Source organism: Candidatus Kapaibacterium sp., assembly GCA_023957315.1.
Classification (GTDB): domain Bacteria; phylum Bacteroidota; class Ignavibacteria; order Kapaibacteriales; family UBA2268; genus PGYU01.
In genome coordinates, this window is sequence record JAMLHE010000002.1 from 263999 (window position 1) to 284713 (window position 20715).

21 protein-coding genes and 1 pseudogene are annotated in these 20715 nt (G+C 38.3%); 7 read left to right on the forward strand and 15 right to left on the reverse strand.

Annotated elements, in window-relative coordinates; translation table 11 throughout:
• Window positions 1-8: 8 nt before the first annotated feature.
• A complete protein-coding gene (locus tag M9949_03000) occupies window positions 9-341 on the reverse strand; it encodes a cupin domain-containing protein (protein ID MCO5250372.1) in 333 nt (110 codons plus the stop codon).
• Between the two features lie 14 nt (window positions 342-355).
• Window positions 356-1225 carry a 4Fe-4S binding protein gene (locus M9949_03005; GenBank protein MCO5250373.1) on the reverse strand — a complete coding sequence of 290 codons (870 nt, stop codon included), beginning with the start codon at window positions 1223-1225 and terminating at the stop codon, window positions 356-358.
• Between the two features lie 115 nt (window positions 1226-1340).
• Here M9949_03005 and M9949_03010 point away from each other — a divergent pair, with 115 nt between their 5' ends.
• The 6 genes and pseudogenes from M9949_03010 (at window position 1341) to M9949_03035 (ending at window position 6827) form a co-directional block, all read left to right on the forward strand.
• A complete protein-coding gene (locus M9949_03010) occupies window positions 1341-1778 on the forward strand; it encodes an Rrf2 family transcriptional regulator (protein MCO5250374.1) in 438 nt (145 codons plus the stop codon).
• A 68-nt stretch (window positions 1779-1846) separates the two neighbouring features.
• Window positions 1847-2434 (forward strand): cytochrome c nitrite reductase small subunit, encoded by a 588-nt coding sequence (gene nrfH / locus M9949_03015; GenBank protein ID MCO5250375.1) that lies wholly within the window; start codon window positions 1847-1849, stop codon window positions 2432-2434.
• A 14-nt stretch (window positions 2435-2448) separates the two neighbouring features.
• A pseudogene (locus tag M9949_03020) lies at window positions 2449-3938 on the forward strand (ammonia-forming cytochrome c nitrite reductase subunit c552).
• Between the two features lie 63 nt (window positions 3939-4001).
• Window positions 4002-5207 (forward strand): hypothetical protein, encoded by a 1206-nt coding sequence (locus M9949_03025; GenBank protein MCO5250376.1) that lies wholly within the window; start codon window positions 4002-4004, stop codon window positions 5205-5207.
• A 154-nt stretch (window positions 5208-5361) separates the two neighbouring features.
• A complete protein-coding gene (locus M9949_03030; protein MCO5250377.1) occupies window positions 5362-5952 on the forward strand; it encodes a TetR/AcrR family transcriptional regulator in 591 nt (196 codons plus the stop codon).
• Between the two features lie 62 nt (window positions 5953-6014).
• On the forward strand, window positions 6015-6827 hold the full coding sequence (locus tag M9949_03035; GenBank protein ID MCO5250378.1) for a ZIP family metal transporter: 813 nt from the start codon (window positions 6015-6017) through the stop codon (window positions 6825-6827).
• Window positions 6828-6922: 95 nt separating this feature from the next.
• Here M9949_03035 and M9949_03040 read toward each other — a convergent pair whose 3' ends face one another.
• From M9949_03040 to M9949_03085, 10 genes are all read right to left on the reverse strand, one after another.
• A complete protein-coding gene (locus M9949_03040; GenBank protein ID MCO5250379.1) occupies window positions 6923-7843 on the reverse strand; it encodes a Dam family site-specific DNA-(adenine-N6)-methyltransferase in 921 nt (306 codons plus the stop codon).
• A complete protein-coding gene (locus tag M9949_03045; GenBank protein ID MCO5250380.1) occupies window positions 7840-8757 on the reverse strand; it encodes a restriction endonuclease in 918 nt (305 codons plus the stop codon). The genes M9949_03040 and M9949_03045 overlap by 4 nt, the downstream gene beginning before the upstream one ends.
• 60 nt (window positions 8758-8817) lie before the next feature.
• Window positions 8818-9048, reverse strand: coding sequence for a BrnA antitoxin family protein (locus tag M9949_03050; protein MCO5250381.1), 231 nt, complete (start codon window positions 9046-9048; stop codon window positions 8818-8820).
• A gap of 96 nt (window positions 9049-9144) precedes the next feature.
• Window positions 9145-10029: a DMT family transporter gene (locus tag M9949_03055; protein ID MCO5250382.1), complete on the reverse strand. Its 885-nt coding sequence runs from the start codon at window positions 10027-10029 to the stop codon at window positions 9145-9147.
• Window positions 10030-10074: 45 nt separating this feature from the next.
• Window positions 10075-11247, reverse strand: a complete 1173-nt coding sequence (locus M9949_03060) for a L,D-transpeptidase (protein ID MCO5250383.1) — start codon at window positions 11245-11247, stop codon at window positions 10075-10077.
• A 13-nt stretch (window positions 11248-11260) separates the two neighbouring features.
• Window positions 11261-12676 carry an MFS transporter gene (locus M9949_03065; GenBank protein ID MCO5250384.1) on the reverse strand — a complete coding sequence of 472 codons (1416 nt, stop codon included), beginning with the start codon at window positions 12674-12676 and terminating at the stop codon, window positions 11261-11263.
• A 94-nt stretch (window positions 12677-12770) separates the two neighbouring features.
• Window positions 12771-13736, reverse strand: coding sequence for a tRNA epoxyqueuosine(34) reductase QueG (queG, locus tag M9949_03070; protein MCO5250385.1), 966 nt, complete (start codon window positions 13734-13736; stop codon window positions 12771-12773).
• The gene (locus tag M9949_03075; GenBank protein MCO5250386.1) at window positions 13736-14131 is read right to left on the reverse strand and encodes a nitrite reductase (NAD(P)H) small subunit; all 396 of its coding nucleotides are present in this window, start codon (window positions 14129-14131) and stop codon (window positions 13736-13738) included. Before M9949_03075 ends, queG begins: the two co-directional genes overlap by 1 nt.
• A complete protein-coding gene (locus M9949_03080; GenBank protein ID MCO5250387.1) occupies window positions 14131-14982 on the reverse strand; it encodes an MBL fold metallo-hydrolase in 852 nt (283 codons plus the stop codon). Before M9949_03080 ends, M9949_03075 begins: the two co-directional genes overlap by 1 nt.
• 383 nt (window positions 14983-15365) lie before the next feature.
• Window positions 15366-16337: a T9SS type A sorting domain-containing protein gene (locus tag M9949_03085; GenBank protein MCO5250388.1), complete on the reverse strand. Its 972-nt coding sequence runs from the start codon at window positions 16335-16337 to the stop codon at window positions 15366-15368.
• A 228-nt stretch (window positions 16338-16565) separates the two neighbouring features.
• On the opposite strand from M9949_03085, the gene M9949_03090 reads away from it, so the two are divergent.
• Entirely contained in the window at window positions 16566-18764 is a 2199-nt protein-coding gene (locus tag M9949_03090) for a peptidylprolyl isomerase (protein ID MCO5250389.1), read from the forward strand.
• A 361-nt stretch (window positions 18765-19125) separates the two neighbouring features.
• Here M9949_03090 and M9949_03095 read toward each other — a convergent pair whose 3' ends face one another.
• Genes M9949_03095 through M9949_03105 form a run of 3 tightly spaced genes read right to left on the reverse strand, consistent with a single transcriptional unit; the run spans window position 19126 to window position 20636 of the window.
• Window positions 19126-19977, reverse strand: a complete 852-nt coding sequence (locus M9949_03095) for an IS3 family transposase (protein ID MCO5250390.1) — start codon at window positions 19975-19977, stop codon at window positions 19126-19128.
• Window positions 19978-19994: 17 nt separating this feature from the next.
• Window positions 19995-20285: a transposase gene (locus M9949_03100; protein MCO5250391.1), complete on the reverse strand. Its 291-nt coding sequence runs from the start codon at window positions 20283-20285 to the stop codon at window positions 19995-19997.
• A gap of 24 nt (window positions 20286-20309) precedes the next feature.
• On the reverse strand, window positions 20310-20636 hold the full coding sequence (locus tag M9949_03105; GenBank protein MCO5250392.1) for a hypothetical protein: 327 nt from the start codon (window positions 20634-20636) through the stop codon (window positions 20310-20312).
• Window positions 20637-20715 lie beyond the last annotated feature (79 nt).

Sequence of the window (20715 nt, forward strand, 5' to 3'; positions counted from 1 at the left end):
TTCCTTAATTAATTTGACCTTTTCATCAACAACAATGCCTTGGATTTTTCCAAAGTCTTCAACGAATGCGGAGCCTTCGACGGGATAATAAGCAAATCGCCCGTTTTGAGATGATTAACATCACCTGAAACCGTGAAATCAACTTTCCCTTCGATTACATAGAAAAATGCTTCGTATGGTGCTGAGTGTTCGCTGATGTATTGGTCTGCATCAAATGCGAATAGAGTAACTTTTAAATTGTCAAAATGCTTGATAATTTTGCTCACGATTGAGCCTTCGTTGTAATCCACCATTTCTGCGAATGGGAATACTAATGCTTTTTGTTCTGAATTGTTTTCCATTTTCTTACCTCTTATTAATTAATAGATTTTATTTTGGCACTGCTGCCATTGATTCCAATTGTATGTTCTTCGATTGGCAAATGCTGCCCGACTGCATTGTATGCTTTTTTCAAAATGTCTGTAAGCCCTGAGCAACATGGCACTTCCATTCGAAGTACAATGATTTTTTCGAGATTAGCCGTCGCAATAATTTGGGCTAATTTGTTCTGATAAGGCTCAGTATAATCTAATTTAGGACACGCAAGAACGACGGCGTTATTTTTGATGTAATCTTGCTGAATATTGCCATATGCCACAGGAGCACATGTGGACATAAGAATGAGTGTTTTGCCTTGCAAAAAATCAGAACCGGGATTTACTAAATGCAACTGAACGGGCCAATGTTCCAATTCGGAATTATTGTCCGATTTCTTTTGATTGCTTGATTTGTCCTCGATTACATTCAATGGTTTGAATATCTTCTTCTGTGCACTGCCCGGGCATCCGCCACCACTTTGTTCTGTCGGCATATCGTGCCCTCCGCCTTTGTTAATGATATTGATTTTGATTCCTATTTCCTCGAGATAATGCACTGCTAAATTGAAATTATCCAAGTCGCCCATATCAAAAAGATGCAACAAATGAGCTTTGATATCGGCGTCCGGTTCGTGTAGCAATCTCTCCAGTACTTCGATTTCGTCATAAGCTTCTGTTTCGCGTTCTTCATAAGTAATAGCTCCCAAGGGGCACTCGCCGATACATGCTCCAAATCCGTCGCATAGGGAGTCTTTGACAAGTTTTGCTTTGCCGTCAATTATTTGAATAGCACCTTCGTGGCATGATGGAATGCATATTCCGCATCCGTCGCACTTATCTTCGTCAATTTTTATTACCTTTCTAATCATTTTGTGTAATCTTTTCTTAATCAGACAAAAAACTCTGAAACAAAAATAAGACAAAATTTTCTTATTTGCAAATTTTTTTTTATTTTTGTCATAATATTTAATAGGAAATTAAAAAATGACTGTCATCTTCTCAAAAAAATGCGAGCTGGGGCTTCAAGCAGTCTTATATCTTTCGGCTTTCCCTAAGAACACTCTTTTTTCAGCTTTGGAAATATCAGAGAAAATAAATGCACCAAAAGAGTTTGTTTCCAAAATTTTGCAAACCCTTACATCATCGGGGATTGTTGGCTCTAAAAAAGGCAACAGCGGCGGATTTTATCTCAAAATTGACCCGGGCTCTGTCCGACTGATTGACATTGTATCAGCAATTGACGGATTAGACTTGTTTCGTAACTGTGTGCTTGGCTTTCCGGGATGTAGCGTGGACGAACCTTGCCCCGTGCATGAAACTTGGGGTAAGTTGCGAAATGAAACATATACAATGCTTAGTAATCAGACATTGGCAGAATTACGTGACATAACTGTAAATAAAATAAATTCTCTAAAGAAATGATTTGTCACATTAAATATTTTTTCATACATTTGATAAAAGATATTGGTGTCTGATTATAAAAAAGATATATGCAAGCTAAAAAAATAATAAGGGCTCTTATTCCACCCTATAATTGGCGAATGGCAGTAGCTATCGCCTTTGGAGCGTTGGTAGGTATTGGAGCAACAGCATTCCATTTGTCTAATTTTACTTCATATATGTATGATGACCCAACGACTTGTGTGAATTGCCATTTGATGACACCGCATTATGTTACTTGGATGAAAGGCAGCCATGGCGGTAAAGTTACCTGTAATGATTGCCATGTGCCTCACGATAATATTTTCAACACCTACTATTTCAAGGCAAAAGATGGCATGAGACACGCATATGTGTTCACAACGCGTACCGAACCCGAAATAATTGCTATCAAAGAAGCAGGCATTGCTGTCGTTCAGGAAAATTGCAAACGTTGCCACGACCACCAAATCAATTCTGTTACTGCAGGAATTTTTTCAGAACGTAGTTTCAGCCATGGCGGAGACAGACTTTGTTGGGATTGCCACAGAGAAATCCCACACGGAAGAATCAACAGCCAAACTGCTACGCCTTATGCGAAAATTCCGGACCAAAACACTACCATTCCCGAATGGATTAAAAAATTGCAAGTTAAATAATATCGAGGTTTAAAATGTCAGAACAACCAAAAAGAAAACATTGGGTCAATTGGGCATTATTTGGTGCCACAGTTGTTGTCGTATTCCTTGTAGGAATTTTCACTGCTCAAATCATGGAACGCCGTGCGGAAAAAGTAGCACGATTCCAAATTATTCACGAATTACCGGAATACGAGCCTCGTAACGAGGTTTGGGGCGAAAACTTCCCCAGACAATGGGAAACTTATCGCGAAACTTTGGACACAAATTTCACAAGTGCTCACGGTGGCTCATCAAAAATTGATTATCTCGAAGAATTCCCCGAACTCGTGATTCTGTGGGCTGGTTATGCCTTTTCAAAAGACTATAACCAAGGACAAGGTCATGCGAATGCTATTAATAATATCCGTAAGACTTTGCGAACAGGCGGTGTTGAAGATTCTCCATTGCCTTCGACTTGTTGGACTTGCAAAAGTACCGACGTGCCGAGAGTCATGGCAGAAATCGGTGTTAAAGAATATTACGATAAAAAATGGATTGAAGTTGGGCATGAATTTGTCAATCCAATTGGTTGCCAAGATTGCCACGACCCGAAAACAATGAGTTTGCGAATCACTAGACCCGCTTTGATTGAAGCATTTGAACGTCAAGGCAAAGATATTAAGGAATTTTCGCATCAAGATATGCGCTCGCTTGTTTGCGCTCAATGCCACGTTGAATATTATTTTAAAAAACCGGGCAATTATCTCACTTTCCCATGGGACAAAGGTTTTTCGGCTGACGATATGGAAGCCTATTTCGACGAAATAGATTTTAGCGATTGGACTCATAAACTGAGTCGCGCCCCTATGCTCAAAGCACAGCACCCGGATTACGAATTATTCATGACCGGTGTTCATGCCGAAAGAGGCGTGTCATGCTCGGATTGCCATATGCCATACAAAATGGAAGGCGGCGTTAAATTCACAGACCACCATTTAAGCAGCCCACTCAGAAACGTTGCGGCTTCGTGCCAAGTTTGTCACCGCGAAAGCGAAGCGCAGCTGATTAAAGATGTGACCTCGCGCCAAGATAAAGTATTGGAACTCAGACGTTTGGCTGAAAAGTCACTCGCAGCTGCTCATATCGAAGCTAAAAGCATCGTGGGATGCAGGTGCTACGAAGCTTAAAATGGCGCCGGTGCTCAAACTTATCCGCCACGCTCAATGGAGATGAAGTTGGGTTGCTGCTGCTAATGGCGTGGGATTCCACTCACCCGTTTGAAGCTCTCAGAGTGCTTGGCACTTCCATCCAAGCTGAACAAGCGCGCGTGCTCAAAACGCTCTTGTTCTTGTAAGATTAAGTGTGCGCTTCTATTCCGATGCCCGATATTTCAGCAAAAGAATTGGCTCAAAAATATATCGGACTTGATATTGACGCATTGAAAAAGGATAAAATCAAGCTCTTGGAAACAGTTGTCAAAGAGTGGGATAAAGAAGCTTTGAAAAGACAAGGTACTTTGATTGATTATAAATTGAACAAATAAATTTTCATTATAATTTTGAATTTTGACTAAGAAATTACGAACTACTTTTTAACAGAGGGTTAAATGAAAAAATTTACTTTATTATTTTTATTGATTATTTTTCCTTATATCATGAGTGCTCAAGATTGGGGAATCAGATTTAACGGATTTGTCAAAACTGATGCGATGTTTGACACGCGCCAGAATGTAACTGCCCGCGAAGGACATTTTCTCCTTTTTCCAATGGATGTAGATGAAGTTGAAGGCGGCGATGTCAATGAGACAATGAATTTCAACATGTTGTCCATCCAATCACGTATTACAGGCAAAATCACTGCACCTGACTTCCTTGGAGCAAAAACTACAGGTATGATTGAAGGTGCATTTTTTGGGCATACTAATTCAGATATTAACGGTTTTAGATTGCGCCATGCAACTTTGAATTTGGATTGGGGTACATCTGAACTGTTGATTGGGCAATATTGGACGCCACTTTTTATTGATGAAGCCTTTGCCAAATCTATTTCGTTCAATACCGGAACACCGTTTCAGCCATTTGCTCGCAATCCTCAAATCCGCTACACATTCAAAGCCGATAAATTCCACGTAAACGTAGCTGCTTACTCGGAACGCGATTTTGCATCAACTGGTCCTGACGGCGAAACGTCAACTTATTTGCGTAATGCGGTTCTCCCTGTTCTGAATTTTGGCTTGAAATACAATACCGGGAATATGCTTTTTGCAGCAAATGCAAATTACAAATCCATCCGCCCACGATTGTTAACCGAAAAGAATCATATTGACGAAAACAAAGTTAATGCAATGACTTTCAATGGTGCGATTAAGTATTACGAAGAGGATTTCTTCGTAACATTGCAGGGTTTATACGGTCAAAACACTTCGGCATTAACGATGCTTGGCGGCTATGCTGTAACTGCGATTGACGAGAGCAACGGCATGTGGGAATACACTCCTTTGAACACTTTTTCCGGTTTTATTGATATGGAATACGGTAAAGTTTGGAAAATCGGCTTTTTGGGAGGCTATACAATGAATCTCGGTGCTGACAAAGATATTGTCGGCAATACCTATGGTCGCGGTGCAAATATTGATAATGTCCTCCGCATTTCACCAAGGCTTTCATATCGCACCGGTATGACACAATTCTCCACTGAATTTGAAGTTACTCAAGCTGCTTACGGAACAAGAGCTACTGTAAAAGGGGTTAACGAAAACACTCACAATGTAATGAACATTCGCGTACTTTTAGCGGCAATATTATTCTTCTAATCCAAAATTAACTTTGCAAAATGAAATCAACCATTTATGACAATGGTTGATTTTTTTTTTGTTAAAATTGTCAAAAATTTGCATAATTTAACAGCGTTAATTATATTTGCAATATAGAATATTTATATTGTAAAATATATTAAAGGTGTTAAAGATGAATAAGAAAGAAATCCAAGAGCAAAGGATGAAGATGTATTTCATCAATGCTACAAAGGAGTTGCTGAAAGGCGAAGGGCTTAAAAGTATCAGTGTGCGTAATATTGCCGATAGAGCCGGATACTCATTTGGAACATTGTACAATTATTTTGACGATGTTAAGGAACTGATTTTTATATGTGTGGAAGATTTCCAAACTGAGTGTCGAGATTTTATCGAAGAACGAACAAAAACTCAGTCACAGGGAAAAGACAAACTTCGTGCAATTGTCAAATTCTATATGTACTACTTTGTTCAATATCCGGGAATTTTCGAATTATTCTTTTTGGAACGAGCTAATGATGTCGGCAACAAAAAGCCTACTTTCGAGATGATTTATTCCTTTTTGGATAAATTATGCCGTGATGAATGGAAGTATTTAGTTGAGCAAGGTGCTTTGAGCAAACAGCAAGCCCGAGTGAAAGCTGAAATAACAAAAAACATGGTTGTGGGAATGTTGATTTTTTATCTTAATCGGCATAATCCTCAATCATTTGATGAATTTTCGCAAAGAACTGAATCATTATTAAATGAAATTTTGAATTTTTAATTCAAAAATATTGTCATTTGAAATATTTATATTACGTTACGAAAAAAAAACGGTGAAATATTATGTTAGAATGGGCAAGTCGTCAAGACCCTGTGATGTTGGCATTGTACGCATCACTTTTTACATGGAGCATAACAGCTTTGGGTGCCGCCACAGTATTCTTTTTCAAAAGTATTAACAAACGCGTACTGAATGCTATGTTGGGATTTGCAGCCGGAGTCATGATAGCTGCATCATTTTGGTCATTGCTCAATCCCGCAATCGAAATGGCTGAAGCAATGGGAATGATTCCTTGGGTTCCGGCTGTAGCAGGCTTTCTGAGCGGAGGTTTGGCACTATTTTTAATTGATAAAATATTGCCTCACTTGCATTTGGGTTTGCCCCCGACTCAAGCAGAGGGTATAAAAACCTCGTGGCACAGGAGTATATTGCTCGTTTTGGCAATTACATTGCATAATATTCCCGAAGGACTTGCAATCGGTGTTGCATTTGGGGCTTTAGCAACGGATATGCCGGGCGCTTCAATGACCGGAGCTTTGGCTTTAGCTTTGGGTATCGGATTGCAGAATTTCCCTGAAGGTGCTGCGGTATCCGTTCCATTGCGTCGCGAAGGCTTTTCACGTCTCAAAGCTTTCATGTATGGTCAATCATCTGCAATTGTCGAACCGATTGCCGCCGTGATTGGCGCTTTGGCTGTTATTTCATTCTCCTCAATATTGCCTTTTGCATTGTCTTTTGCCGCAGGAGCTATGATTTTCGTTGTTGTGGAGGAGTTGATTCCCGAATCGCAGCAAGGAAACGACACCGACACTTCAACGATTGGCGCGATGCTCGGTTTTGCTATAATGATGCTTTTGGATGTCGCTTTGGGGTAGGGATGGGTAGGGGGGATTCATTATTCTCCGCAAAAACAAAATAATCTCCGCAAAATGTGCGGAGAAAGTTTTGATGTGATTTTGAATAGGCGGAATTAAGCTACTACAAGTTGCAATGCTAATTGTTCAGGTCTCTTTTTCAAGCCGTGATTATGTGAAGTGATGTGGTCTGTATCGAAATTACAAACTAACGCTTCTACAACTGTACGTCTGTTTTCGATATTAGGACCGTTATGATAAAAATGGTCTTTAGTTACAATGTTGAAATTACTCCAAAATTTATTTATCATTTCATTCTCGCGCCAGTCATTATGATGCCAAGTTGAAAGGATAAACTTTGCTTTTGTTTCAGTCAATAGCTTAAACAAAAGTTCTTCATCTTGTTCTGTCCATCCGTTGTAATAATCAACGTGTCTGCCATAGTATGGTGGGTCGCAATAAATAACATCGTCTTTTGTCGCAAGTGGAATAATATGTTCAAATGACTTGTTGTAAAAAGTCCAGTCCGGTTCGGGCTGAATAATTTGCGAAACTGTCGCAAGTTGGTTAGTTATTTTAGTAATATATGCTTGAGCAAATCTTTCAGGTTTTTTGCAAAACGGAATGTTCCAATTTCCTTTACTACCAAACCTCATCATACCATTGAAACCTGCACGGGAAAGAAAAATAAAGTCATAAGGTGAAAATTCTCCACTATTGAACCTTGTCCTGACTTTCAGATAATGCTCATAGCCATTATTGTCGGCTTTGAATAAAAGCTCGCCTTCTTTTTCGAGGTAGTGTTTCATCAAAGGTGCAGTGATTGTCTTTTGCTGAACACCTTTGTAGAAATTAATGATATGAGGATTCGTGTCGTTAAGAATTGCCTTTTTGTAGCCGGAATTGAAAGCTACTACTCCGGTTCCCAAAAATGGCTCAATCCATTTGCCATTAACCTTTGGTGCAAGTTCCATAATCCAAGGGACTAACTTAGTTTTTATTCCCTGACTTTTTATTGGTGGGACGAATACTTTCATTTCGATTTTGCCCTTGAGGTTCTTGAAACAATTTTATCCCAAAGGTCAGTTCTTCCTTTAAACTCCAAGAAAGCTTTAAGTGTCGTGATTTTGGTAGCGACACCGTCTTTTACCATCGTGGCAGTACCGTGATTTATCCAATATTCGTCAAACCATTCTTCACCCAACTGACTGAAAATTCCATTCTCATTTTTCAAGTCGTCAATGTCCAAAATTGAGCCAATATTTGCAGTGTTCCCGGAACCTTGTTTGTCGCTTGCAATTTTCCATTTCTCTGCTGCGAAAAAGTCGAAGTTCTTGATTACTGAGGTTATAGATTTCAAATTCTTTACAGTTGTTACTTCCCGTTGTCCAACTTTTTTGTTTGGTGTTTCATATTCCTCTTGAAGTTCTTTAACTTGATAAATTTCAGTGTTTGAAATGTCATCTGCAAAGTCCGTCCGAGTGTAAATTACACCTAAACAATAATGACCTGTGTATTGGCTGTATGGAAACTGTATGTTTTTGTCTTTGTCTCTTTCCTTGAAATAGCCACCGTGACTTCCAAGTGTAAAACCAGCTGTTTTGTTGTTTCGTCTGAAAGTTGTTTTGATGTCAAGAGCGAATTTGACGTCCTCGTTCTTCTTGTTTACAAAAGTAAGGTCGGGATACCAATTTTGCTTCTCAGCAAGAATAATATTGTAACCGATACTATCGGCAAACTGTAAGATTTGAGGGAAAATATGTATTTCAAGAATTTTAGAAACGATTTTGGTGTCTGAAGAAATTGTATAGATGTTTTTGTATACGTCAATAAATCCTTTTACTGTCCAGTCGCCATTGTCAGTCGAAACATATTTTTCAAGCTTGTCGGCAAATTTGTCAAGCTCACTTTTGAAGTCATTTTTATATTTATTTTTTTCGTCTAAATTCATAATTCAAATGTAGTTAAAAATGTAGAACTTTACCGAGCATTAGTATTAAAATATAAAATCTTACTCTTGCAAATTACTTTCTAACTTGTCTGCAAGCCATACTTTGATTATTGATTGGCGAGTAACTCCGAGCCGATTTGCTTCATCATCGAGTTTAGCAATCATCCAAAGTGGCAAATCAACATTTACTCGTTTCATCTCACGAGATGTTTTTTTCGACTTTTTAATATCCAAATAAGACGTGAGGTCTTCCCCATCGTCAAATTTTTTGTCAAATTCTTGAGCTTTCATATATTTTAATCTCCTCTATTCTTGCATCTGAATCAGCCCTTATACTTGGAAAAAACGTTAGCTTTAAATTTATATTTGAATAGAGTTTACTCAATTTTATTTCCGCCGTTTTTCAAAGAAGCCGCCGATTTCGGAAATGAAAAGTCCTGCCATCATGATTGAAGCACCGATATATTCGCGAAGGTTTAAGTATTCCTGCAGTGTAAGTGCTGCTATGAACCCGGCGATTACGGGTTCGAGTGAGAATATCAATGCCGCTTTGATAGGTGTCGTGTATTTTTGGACGCCGGTATGTATGAAGGTCACAAAAAATGATGCAAGAATGCCATTGAAAGCGAGTGCGATGAAGAGGTCTTTTGTAGGATTGAAATAAACATCGCCAAAATCAAGTATGAAAAAGGAAATTACCGCAAGCGGTGTTGCGGCTACGAATTGCATTACAACGTAAGCAGCCGTAAGATTGAATCCGCGATTGTTCTTGGTATATTTATCCATCAATGTGATGTAAAACGCCCAAAAGAATGTGGAGAGCAGCGTGAGGAAATCGCCGAAATTGATGTTGTCTATGCTTGGGTCGGTAAAAATGTACAAGCCGATTGACGACACTCCGACACCAATTTTTGACCATAACTGAATTGGTTTTCGTTGTATCAGGTAAAATACGAATGGAGTAATCGGGACAGTCATGCCGGTAATAAATGCGGATTTGGATACAGTTGTATAGCTCAATCCATATGTTTGGAGCAAAAATCCACCTCCGAAAAGCAAACCGAGAATTGCTCCTCGTTTGAAAATTACGCGGTCAATTGATTTGAGATGCTTTCCGAAAAATGCTAATGAAAGAAGCAGAGCAATGCAAAATCGCAAAATTACAAATAGTGATGGCGGGCAATCGTCAAGCCCAACCTTTGTGAAAATAAATGTAGCTCCCCAAATTAAGGTTGCCGAGAATAGCATCAACTCTGCTTTCCAAGATTTCACTAATTGTAGCTTCCGGAAAAATTATAAACTACAAAAGTACGCAATTTATCTAACTGAATTAGAATCTTGCGCTTGCCGGTTGAATTCAGGGTCTGAGTCATATTTCGAATCTGCTTCTTCGGCTTCTTTTGCTTTCTCTGCTTCGCTTTTTAGTTTTGCAGCTTTTTTCTTGCGTCTTACTTCGTTGAAGTCAACAGATTCTGTCAATTTCACTCCTTCTCGGATATGACCTCTGGCTCGCAAAGTATCTTCGGCAACAATGTATCTGTTTCTGTCAGGTAAAATTCCGCGTGAAGTTTTAGGTATTTGCTGTATCGGAATATATGCCTCTTCAAATTCCATCGGGTTTTCGGGCACCTTAATTATAAAATCTTTATTGGATTTGAGTGCGAACCATGGACCGGTTTTCGGACGTGTAAAATCGAATACATCAAGTATCAGAACCGGTGTTCCGGTCAAGTGGATGAAATGATTATTCGAATCCAATTTGCCGCGTTGCCCCCAATTGTAGAGCCATTCAGCATCGTCAAGAAATTGCCTTACGCATGAATGCGATGCAGCATAGCCCGGCATATCAAATTTATGGAAGGCACTTCCGGCATAACGGTGAAAATTCCATGTGAATGGCATAATCCAAGTGCTGTCTAAAGATGATTTCCGAACTAATTGTTTCCAAACTAAAGCGTATCTCCCGGGAAAAGTTGGTGTTTTTTCTTTGCCGGTATTTGCAGCAGCAAACCTCACTTGCACACCATTTTCATAACAAGCATAAGCTTGCCAACGATTAGATACCAGAATTAACTTGGGTATATCGCGAGCTCCGTGATAATATTGCGGAAAAACCGAATATGCGCACATGTCATCGAAATATTCCTTAGGGACGACAATTGTATCTCCAACTTTCACGAAGCGCCTCTCTTTTCGATTAAGCGTCAAGAATGCTTTGTTTATAGATGGGTTCTCCTTGTCTAATTTGAACTGTTCACGAATTTCACCCAAATGCTTATTGTCGCGAATCACAATATGCTCGTACTCTATAAGCGGGTATATATCGTGTTTAGCGATTAATTCAGCTAATTCGACCGAATCTCTATGAGCTTTGTCTAATTTTTCACTAATTTCATCTTCATATTCTTCCGATTCTCCTTTACGGCTTTCGGAACAAGAAGAAAGAATGATAACTATTGTTAAAAGAAGCACAGATTTTATTAAATTCAAACTATTTCCCATTTTAAAAGTTAGATGACTCACGCGCACCTATGAATTTTTGATACAAAAGCAATCCTATTATGCAAAATACACCTATTCCGCTGAAAAGCAACCACAATTCTGCAGTATGTGCATGTGCTGAAACTTGATCTTTCGTGATTCCTGCACCTTCGGCTATTTCTATTAATTTAGGAATTTTAATATCATCGCTTATATTAGCACTAGGCACACTATTACGAACGAATGCAATCATCGGATTGTCAACTAACTTAACGTATAACCATGCACCTAAATAGCCACCGACGAATGAACCGAAGAATCCATACAAAAATCCAAATCCCATATAAGTAGCTTTTTTATCTTTGGGAGCAATCAGACCCAAATACGATATATATTTAGGATGTGCGGTCATTTCGCCGATTGAAAACAAGATTATACCGGCTAAGAAGACCCAAATATTATTGCTGAAAGCCAATATTGCCATACCAACAGTTCCCATCGAAATCCCTACAATTAAGGTGGGAAGAGCCTTTGTATTTTTAACTATTGATGAAACTAACAGTTGCAACACGATAATCGTAAAAGCATTCACAACGGTAACGTGCTCTACATCAAATTTCCAATCCAATCCCGTAACGGAATGTACGAAGTTATTCAGAGCCGTAGCGTCAACAAATTGTTGGACGTACCACAAGACTGAATCAAACATTTGGAAGTATAAAATCCAAAACCATGAGTAGATAAAGATGAAAAGCATAAAGCGCCAGTCCATGAAAACTAAGCCGATTTTCTTTCCAATATCGCCGAAAATTGCAAATATGGAATTATCCGAATCGTCAATTTTTTCTCTTTCGGGCTCTTTATACAAGAACAATGTTGGTATAAGCATTAATGAAGTTACAATTGCTGCCATAATCAACACATAAGACCAATCCATTGATTTGAGCCAGGGTACAACTACTAATGGAAAAATAAAAGCACCAAGATTGATTGACCAATAAAAAATGCCAAATCCAAGGGCGCTATTGCCTTCGTCTGTGACTTTTGCAATTGTACCCGAAATAATCGGTTTAAAAGTACCGGCGCCGAAAGCCATTATGATTAAAAATACAAATACTGCAAGATAATCAGTTACCTGTGCAGTGAGATAATATCCGATACCAAGCAGTGTGAATGCCACCATCAAAGTTTTACGATAGCCCAATCTGTCGGCGATTGCACCCGATAAAATCGGCAAGAAGTAAAGCAAGGGTTGAATTGTACTTTTAATCGTTCCAACTTCGGTTTTGGAGAAACCGAGCATATCAGTCAAATATACTGATAAAATACTCATAACGCCGTAATAGGCGCCTCGCTCGAAAAATTCAAATACTATAACTACCCAATACGTGGGGGGGAAATCCCGAAATGAAGTCTTCTTTTTTAATTCTGAATTCATAATTTTACTAATTTTTATAATAAAAAGCCGATTCCAAAATTTTCGGCTTACTAAATTAATAAAAAGTGTGAAATCAAGAATTAATTTTTTTTGATTATTTTATATTATCCGATAAATTTAAAGTTTTTGAATTTCGTATCAAACCGAGCAGTTTTAACCTTTTGATTGGCGATTTCCGAAATCTCTCGCTAAATTGGACTTGGGTCATCTGTACAACTTCGTCATGATGCAATACTGTACTGCCTCCGCGTGGCAAAAAGGATGCGAAGTCTGTTATTTTGGGCTTGTTTTTATTCCAAGGGCAAACTTCTTGGCAAATATCACAACCGAAAATCCAGCCCTCCATTTTTTCGGAAATCTCGGTCGGAATATCTATATGATGCTTTGCTTCGATTGTCCAATACGACAAGCATTTTCGCGAATCAATGACTGCGTCCGCAACAATTGCATCTGTCGGGCAGGCTTTTATACATTTGACACATGTTCCGCATTTGTCCGCAATTGCAGTATCCGGCTCGAATTCGACTGTAGAAATGATTACACACAGAAAAAAGTATGAGCCGTAATCCGGCGATAGCACAAGGCTGTTTTTGCCTTGCCATCCGATTCCTGCTCTTGCAGCCCACTGTTTTTCGAGTATTGGACCGGTATCTATGTAGCAAAGATTCTTTGAATCGGGGAAATCTTGGCTTATGACCGATTCGATTTGTTTAATTTTCGGCATCAAAACATCGTGGTAATCATCGCCCCAAGCATATCTTGAAATTTTTCCTGCTTTACCGGCTTCGATTTCGGATTGCGGATAATCAACACCTGTGAAGTAAGAATGGCTCAATACTATTACAGATTTTGCATTTTCGAGCACAAGCCCAATGTTGCGTCTCTTGTCTTGGTTTCGTTCGAGCCACTGCATATCTGCGTGCATACCGTCTTCTAACCATTTTTGCATATTAGCCGATTCGGCGAGTAATTCTGTAGCTTGTGCGATTTTCAAATCCAAAAAACCAAGCTCTGAAGCGTGAAACTTTATCTTGTTTTTGAGGATTGTTTCGAACGACATTATCGTCTCCAAAGTGGGATTTGGAAACTTGGCTTTTGGACATAAATCATATCGTCAATAATTTCCACTTTATAAGTGTTCAAATTCTTGATTCCTTGCCGTATATCAACGTTTTTCCCTGTATCAAGCGAATATGTCCATCCATGCAAAGGACACATCACGGTCAAATCTTTGATGATTCCCTCGTGAATACGGTCTGCATGGCGATGAGGGCAAATATTATCAACGCAATAGTAAATTCCGTCAATTTTAAACAGTGCAAGTTGGAAATCATCGTCGCCCGTAAATTGGATTTTTCTGCCCTTGTTGTCGATGATTTCATCAACGCGGCAAATCTCAACGAAGCTTTCGCCACCGATGTTAACAGTTTTGGGGTGATTTAGTTCGATATCCATCAAAATCCTTGCACTTTTTCTCTGACAACGAATCCTTTGGGTCCGTTTTCGATTCTGACCGCTTGAGTGAATGCGTCATGCTCGAAAAAAATAATCCAATTTTCCTCAGCCGCTTGAGTGAAGTATTTCTTCTTTTCCTCGATTGTCGTAAGCGGGAAATTATCGTAGCCCATTCCGTATGCAATTCCCAAATGAGCCGTTGTAGGAGCTAAGTCGGCACAATAGAGCAAGGTCTCGCCCCCATCGGTAATCTTTATCATTTGCATAAAACTTGTATGCCCATGAATTGGTATTACGCTGATACCGGGGAAAATTTCTCCTTCACCGTCAGTAAATTCCAAGACATTTTCATTTATTAAGGGTTGGTAATTTTCTGGCATGAACGAAGCTCTATCTTTAACCGAAGGTGATTTTGCCCATTCGAGATGCTTTTTCTGAACATAATATTTGGCATTGCCGAATACTGGTTGAGCCTCACCATTTACCATTTCAGTCGAACCACCGCAATGGTCGAAGTGCAAATGAGTCAGAATTACATCGGTGATTTCTTCGGCTTTAATGCCTGTGGATTGGGTCAGTGTGTTGCGAATCTCGGATTTTTCAAGGTCAATGTTGTACATCGAAACGAACTTATCGTCATATTTTGTTCCGTTGCCGTTGTCAACTAATATTTTTTTATCGTCAAAAGTGATGACTAAAGGGCGCGATGCGAGTGGAATGCGGTTGAACTCGTCGCCCTGATTGTATTTCTTAGACCAAAGATTTTTTGGTATCACTCCGAACATAGCCCCGCCATCTAATGCAAACAAGCCAGTATCAAGTGACTTTAATTCAAATTTGCCTATTTTCAATTTCGTTCTCGATTGGTTAACAAATATGTATAGTACAACGAAACAATCTCGAATTTATCATATAAAAGAAAAACCGTACAGCATTTTCATACTGTACGGTTAACCTATTAAAACCTATTTTAAATCAATCTTTGAGATTTCAATTCAACTATTACAAGAAATAAAAAACCGCATAGTATTCTGTAATAGAGAAAAAAAGCAAATACGTAAAACAAAATCCAAAAAAATGAAACATAAATATAGAAAAATGAAACATAAATCTAAAAACATGAGACATGATTCAAAAGTACATAAACAAGATTCTAATATATGTGAAACATAAATCCAAAAAACGTAAAACATAAATCCAAAAAGTCTGAACCCAAAATACTATGCGGCGATTTTTAATTAGCTACTATAAGTCTAGTGCTGAAAGCCCTCGAATCCATAATCATTTGCAACACATAAACGCCGTTACTTAAACTCGATACGTTAAAACTCACTTGTTTTGAGCCCGGAGCTGAATACTCATTTACTATTACAGCCTCCTCATAACCAACACATGAATAAACACGAATAACGATTTGAGATATTGTTTCAACTTCATAAAAAATATTTGCAACCGAAGAAACAGGATTAGGGCTGACTCTCAGGTAAACCTTCTCTGTATCGTTTTCGATTTGCGAAAATTTTTCGACCATCGCCAATTGCTCTGACGAGAATTGTGATTTGATTGCATCTTCAATCATCTCTCTGCAAAGTTTGAATTCACCTTTTGTGGCTACTAAAGCCTTATCGAAAGCAGTGCAATACAAATGTTTGAAGTCTTGGTCGTTGAGATTGAAAGCAAAGATATTATAAACACCAAATTTGCTTTCGTCGAATCCGTTTTTCATGAAGGATGCAAAGTCAATGTTCGCAAGATTGAATTCCGTTTTTGACTTCTCGAGCAGCTTTTCAAATTCATCAATGCTTTTGGTCTTGTAAAAATCGGTAAAGTCAATTCGCGAAAAGTCAAAATGAACCCCGCTCTGCTGCGAATTCATTTCATAGAACTTATTATAAACGTCTTCGAGAAAAGTGTAGTCTTTGTCGTATAGCAGCTCGAATTCTATCTCTTCAAGTGTAATTGAAATTCCTTTATTGTTCGGGACGTAGTAGTCAAATTCGTAATGTTCGGTGTATAATTGTAGGAAATTTTGTTGGGACAAGTCAAAATCGAAAGTGATGAAACCAACGTTCAAATCAGTATTCATCTCATTCTGTGAAGAATTTAAGTTGATTTGTGGTCGCTCTTGGCTGTTTAGTGTCAATGTCAGAACTAAGCTAAGTGCTATTGCGATTATAGCTTTGGGTGCATACATAGAGATTTTCATTTCTGTTCCTCCACTTATTGAGCTTTTGTTTTCTGCTAAAAGTAATATACAAAATTATTATATACTATCCAAATTATTTTTTCAAATTTACTCAATAAAAATATTTTTTTTATATTTAGTCTAATAACAATTGGTTATTAAGCTACTATGTATTAGTTTTGTAGATTGAATTAAAATGCTTTTGTTAGAAAGATTATAAAATTATTATAAAATGGAGATAACGAACTGATGGGAACGTTACAAAACATAAGAAGAATGTCGCCGTATGTATTTGGAGTTTTTGCGGTTTTACTGGTTGCCTTTTTTACTATCGGTGACCCTACAGTAATTGAAGGTGTCAGAGGTACAACCGGTGATCCGACAACTCAAGTAATTGCAACAGTAAACGGGACACCAATTTATTACCTTGAGTATGAACAGAGAATCAAAGACGAGGAAGAAAATGCAAAGCGTGAAGCCGAAAAATCAGGTCAAACGTCAGATGCAAATGCTATCCGCCAACGTGTTTGGCAAGCTTTGGTTGATGAAGCTCTACTCGAACAACAAATCAAGAATTTCGGTATAATGATTACCGATAATCAAATAAGAGAGCAATTGATAGACAATCCGCCCGATTTCCTAAAGCAAATGTTTTCGGATAGTGCCGGCAACTTCATGCGTGCTACATATCTTGAACTGGTTACCAAACCTGAAAATTATGTTAATTATATGGGTGGCGACCCAACTCAAATTCCGGTTGCTGAAAAAGAATTAGCAGTAAGCAATTTCCGTAAAGATTTGTTCCGTATCCAAAAATACGTTGAGCAAGTTTTGAAACAAGAAGAATTGACGGCTGCAGTAGCAACAAGTAGTTCAATTATTTCTTCGGAATATGCACGTATGAAATTCGTCCAAGAAAACAGTACTGCAGATGTGAGATTTTTTCCATTGACAATCAGAGATTTGCCCCAACAAGCTATGGAAGCCAAAAAAGAGGAAATCGAAGAGTATTATAACAAGAACAAAAAATTATACAAACAGAAACCACAACGCAAAATTAAATATATTGTGATGCCTTTAGTACCTTCGACTGAGGATTCGGCTCGTTCGGAACGCAGAGCTAAAAACGTATCTGATGAATTGATGGCAGCCGGAACTGATGCCGCAAAAGATAGCATATTCGATATTAAATTGAGCGAGTATAATGGTACGACTCACAACTATTTGATGGTCGAAGAAATTGACCCGCAAGTTTATGGCATATTGAGCATACTCAAACCCGGTCAAGTAGCCGGTCCGATTAATCGCCCCGATGGAACTTACTTCTTAAGAGTAGATGATGTCCGAAGTGGCGAAAACGAAGTGGTCAAAGCAAGTCATATTCTGATAAATTTTGACAATAACAAAGATAGTGCAAGAGCTGAAGCTAATCGCATATTGCGTGATGCGAGAAGCAATCCTAATAATTTTGCTATTCTTGCAATGCAATATTCAAAAGACCCGGGCTCCGGACAACGTGGCGGCGACCTTGGATTTTTCGGCAAAGGACGCATGGTGCCTGAGTTCGAAGCTGCTGCATTTGCTGCTAAAGTCGGAGATATTGTCGGTCCGGTCGAATCTCAGTTCGGATTTCATATAATCAAAGTTGACGATAAACGCTCAGAAGAACTCAAATATAGCGAGTTGAGATTGTCGCCAACATTGAGTACAGCCACGAAATCTCAGTTATTCCGTGACGCTCATTCAATCAAGAGCCAAGTTCAAGACGGTCTCTCCTTCGATACAGTAGCAGTAAGATTGGGATTGGAAGTGAAAGAAAGCCAATATTTTGAAGCCAACATTCCTGTGTTAGGCTCAAAACGCTTATCCGATATTTCTTTCTCTGAAGAGGTTGGCTTTGTAATCGAACCTGTCGAAATGGAAAGATACGGTGTTGTTTTGGCGCAAGTTGCTGATGCTAAGGAAATTGGCATCAAAGCTTTGGATGATGTCCGCGAAGAAATTTCACGCAAGATTATCAAAAAGAAACAATTAGACATGCTTGCCGAACAAATTGCTCCATATTTTGATAGAATTAAAGCACTCGGCGGGCTTCAAGCTGCTGCTGAACAAGATACAGAATTAGCCGGTAAAATTCAAACTTTGAGTGCTTTCAATAACACTCCTACTGTTCCCGGATTTGGTCAAGATGCGGCTTTTGCTGCAACAGTCTTTAATTCCGAAACTAACAAACTGATTGGTCCTTTCCGCGGCGAAAACGGCTATTATATTATATCAGTCGAAAATGTCACCAAGCCAACAGACGAAGAAATCACAGCGGCAATGAAAGAATACAAAGCTGAATTGCAAGTTGCCACAAAGGGTGCTGTATTTTTCCAATGGTTCCAAAAAGTGAAAGAAGACGCTAAAATTGTTGACAGTCGTAGCAAATTCTATCCCGAATATTAAGATTTGGACAGCATTTCAATATACAAAAACGGGGTTGATGCAAATCAACCCCTTTTTTTTTGTCAACTTATTTCAGGACAAGACATGGGGCTTCTTCGCGTTTTTTGCGTTTTCTTTTGTATGCTTCATTCTGCTCTCATTATCAATTATCACTTAATTTTATCAATTTAATATCTCTTGGGACACCTAATTCCCTGCATTTGATAGCAAATTCTTCAAGATTCATTGGACCATGTACTTTATCAGTATGTATTTCCACAATCCAGTAATAGTAAAGTTTGCTTTGTCTTACTAAAGTTTTTTTAACATCAAATTTTAAAGGTTGATCTTCCCCCAGTTTTGTGTACACAAATATAAGAGATTATTTGTTACTAAAAAATTGTTGTTCAAATTCTAGCGGAGATAAATAATTCAAACTGGAATGCATCCTATGTCTGTTATAGAACACTTCAATATACTCGAATATCATCATCTCAGCTTCACTCCTTGTTTTAAATCGTGTTTGGTAAACTAATTCCATTTTTAATGTATGGAAAAATGTTTCTGTTATTGCATTGTCATAACAATTGCCTTTTCTACTCATACTTTGCGATATATGATTATTTTCAAGCAGATTGCGTACCTCGTTGCTTGCGTATTGCACACCTCTATCTGAGTGAAAAATCAATCCTTGCTTGGGCTTCCTTTCCGTGATTGACTTTTCTATCGCAGAATGTACAAACGCTTTGCTTAATCTTGTGTCAACTCGCCAGCTGATTATCTGTCTTGTAAATATGTCAATTACAACGACTAGATAAAGCCAGCCTTCTCGTGTCCAGATATATGTTATATCCGATGCCCATACTTTATTTGGGCTTATTGTTGTAAAATTCTGTTTTAATTGATTCTCAGCCACCGGAAGACTATGATTTGAATTGGTAGTTGCTTTAAATTTTCGCTTTACGACTGATTTTAAAGATTGCTCTCGCATCAGTCTTGCAACCTTGTTCTTACCTATCATGATGCCTTTACGACGCAATGCCTGTGTTATTCTGGGCGACCCGTAAACTTGGCGGCTCTTTTCAAATATCTCCTTTATTTCTTTATTAATTAATTTGTCTGCATTCTTTCGATTGCTTGTTTTACCTTGCTTGTATTTATAGTACCCGCTCGTTGATACTCCTATTGCCCGGCATATTCTCAATACTGCATATTCTGAGCAGTGCTTTTCCACAAAGGAGTATTTATCTTCTATTCTTTTGAAAATATGCCGAGTGCTTTTTTTAATATGTCTCGCTCCTCTTTTAAAACCCGATTCTCTCGCTTAAGCCTTGTAAGCTCTGAATCTATAGGGCTTTGGTGTCCTTTACCGGGGAATGCACCTTCAGCATCTTTCAAATACCGTTGCTTCCAGAGATGCAAGGTATTTTCGTTTATACCAAGTTCTCTTGATAATTCCGATATTCGCTTTTGTTTGCTTAATATCAGTTTTACAGTATTTATTTTAAATTCTTTGTCGTATGTTCTTTTTACTTTTTCCATTTTTGACCTCCGTTTTTCTCAAATCTAACTAGTTTTCATCTCTTTTCCTAATGTCCACTCTATTGGGGGAAGGTCAGGTCGGTATTCTTCACGTAGTTTATCTTTAATTTCATAAACAGGTTTTTGAATAGCTACAATAAAATCCGAGTTGTTTCCATATTTTACTATATCTCCGTCTATTATGTTTCCTTTTTGGGTCTTATTTAATTTAGAATAACTGTTAGGATCGCTCATTATACCATAATCATTTCCAAATATTATAAATTGCTTGCTATCACAAGAATTTACAAGTTCATCACATGAAGCGATTAGTGTAACTAATAAAATAAAAAGCAAAAAATTTAAATTCATAACTACTCCGTATTATATACTTTCTTCGTCCCGTCAGGTGTTACACCTGACGGAACAAAATGTAATCATAAAAATCATA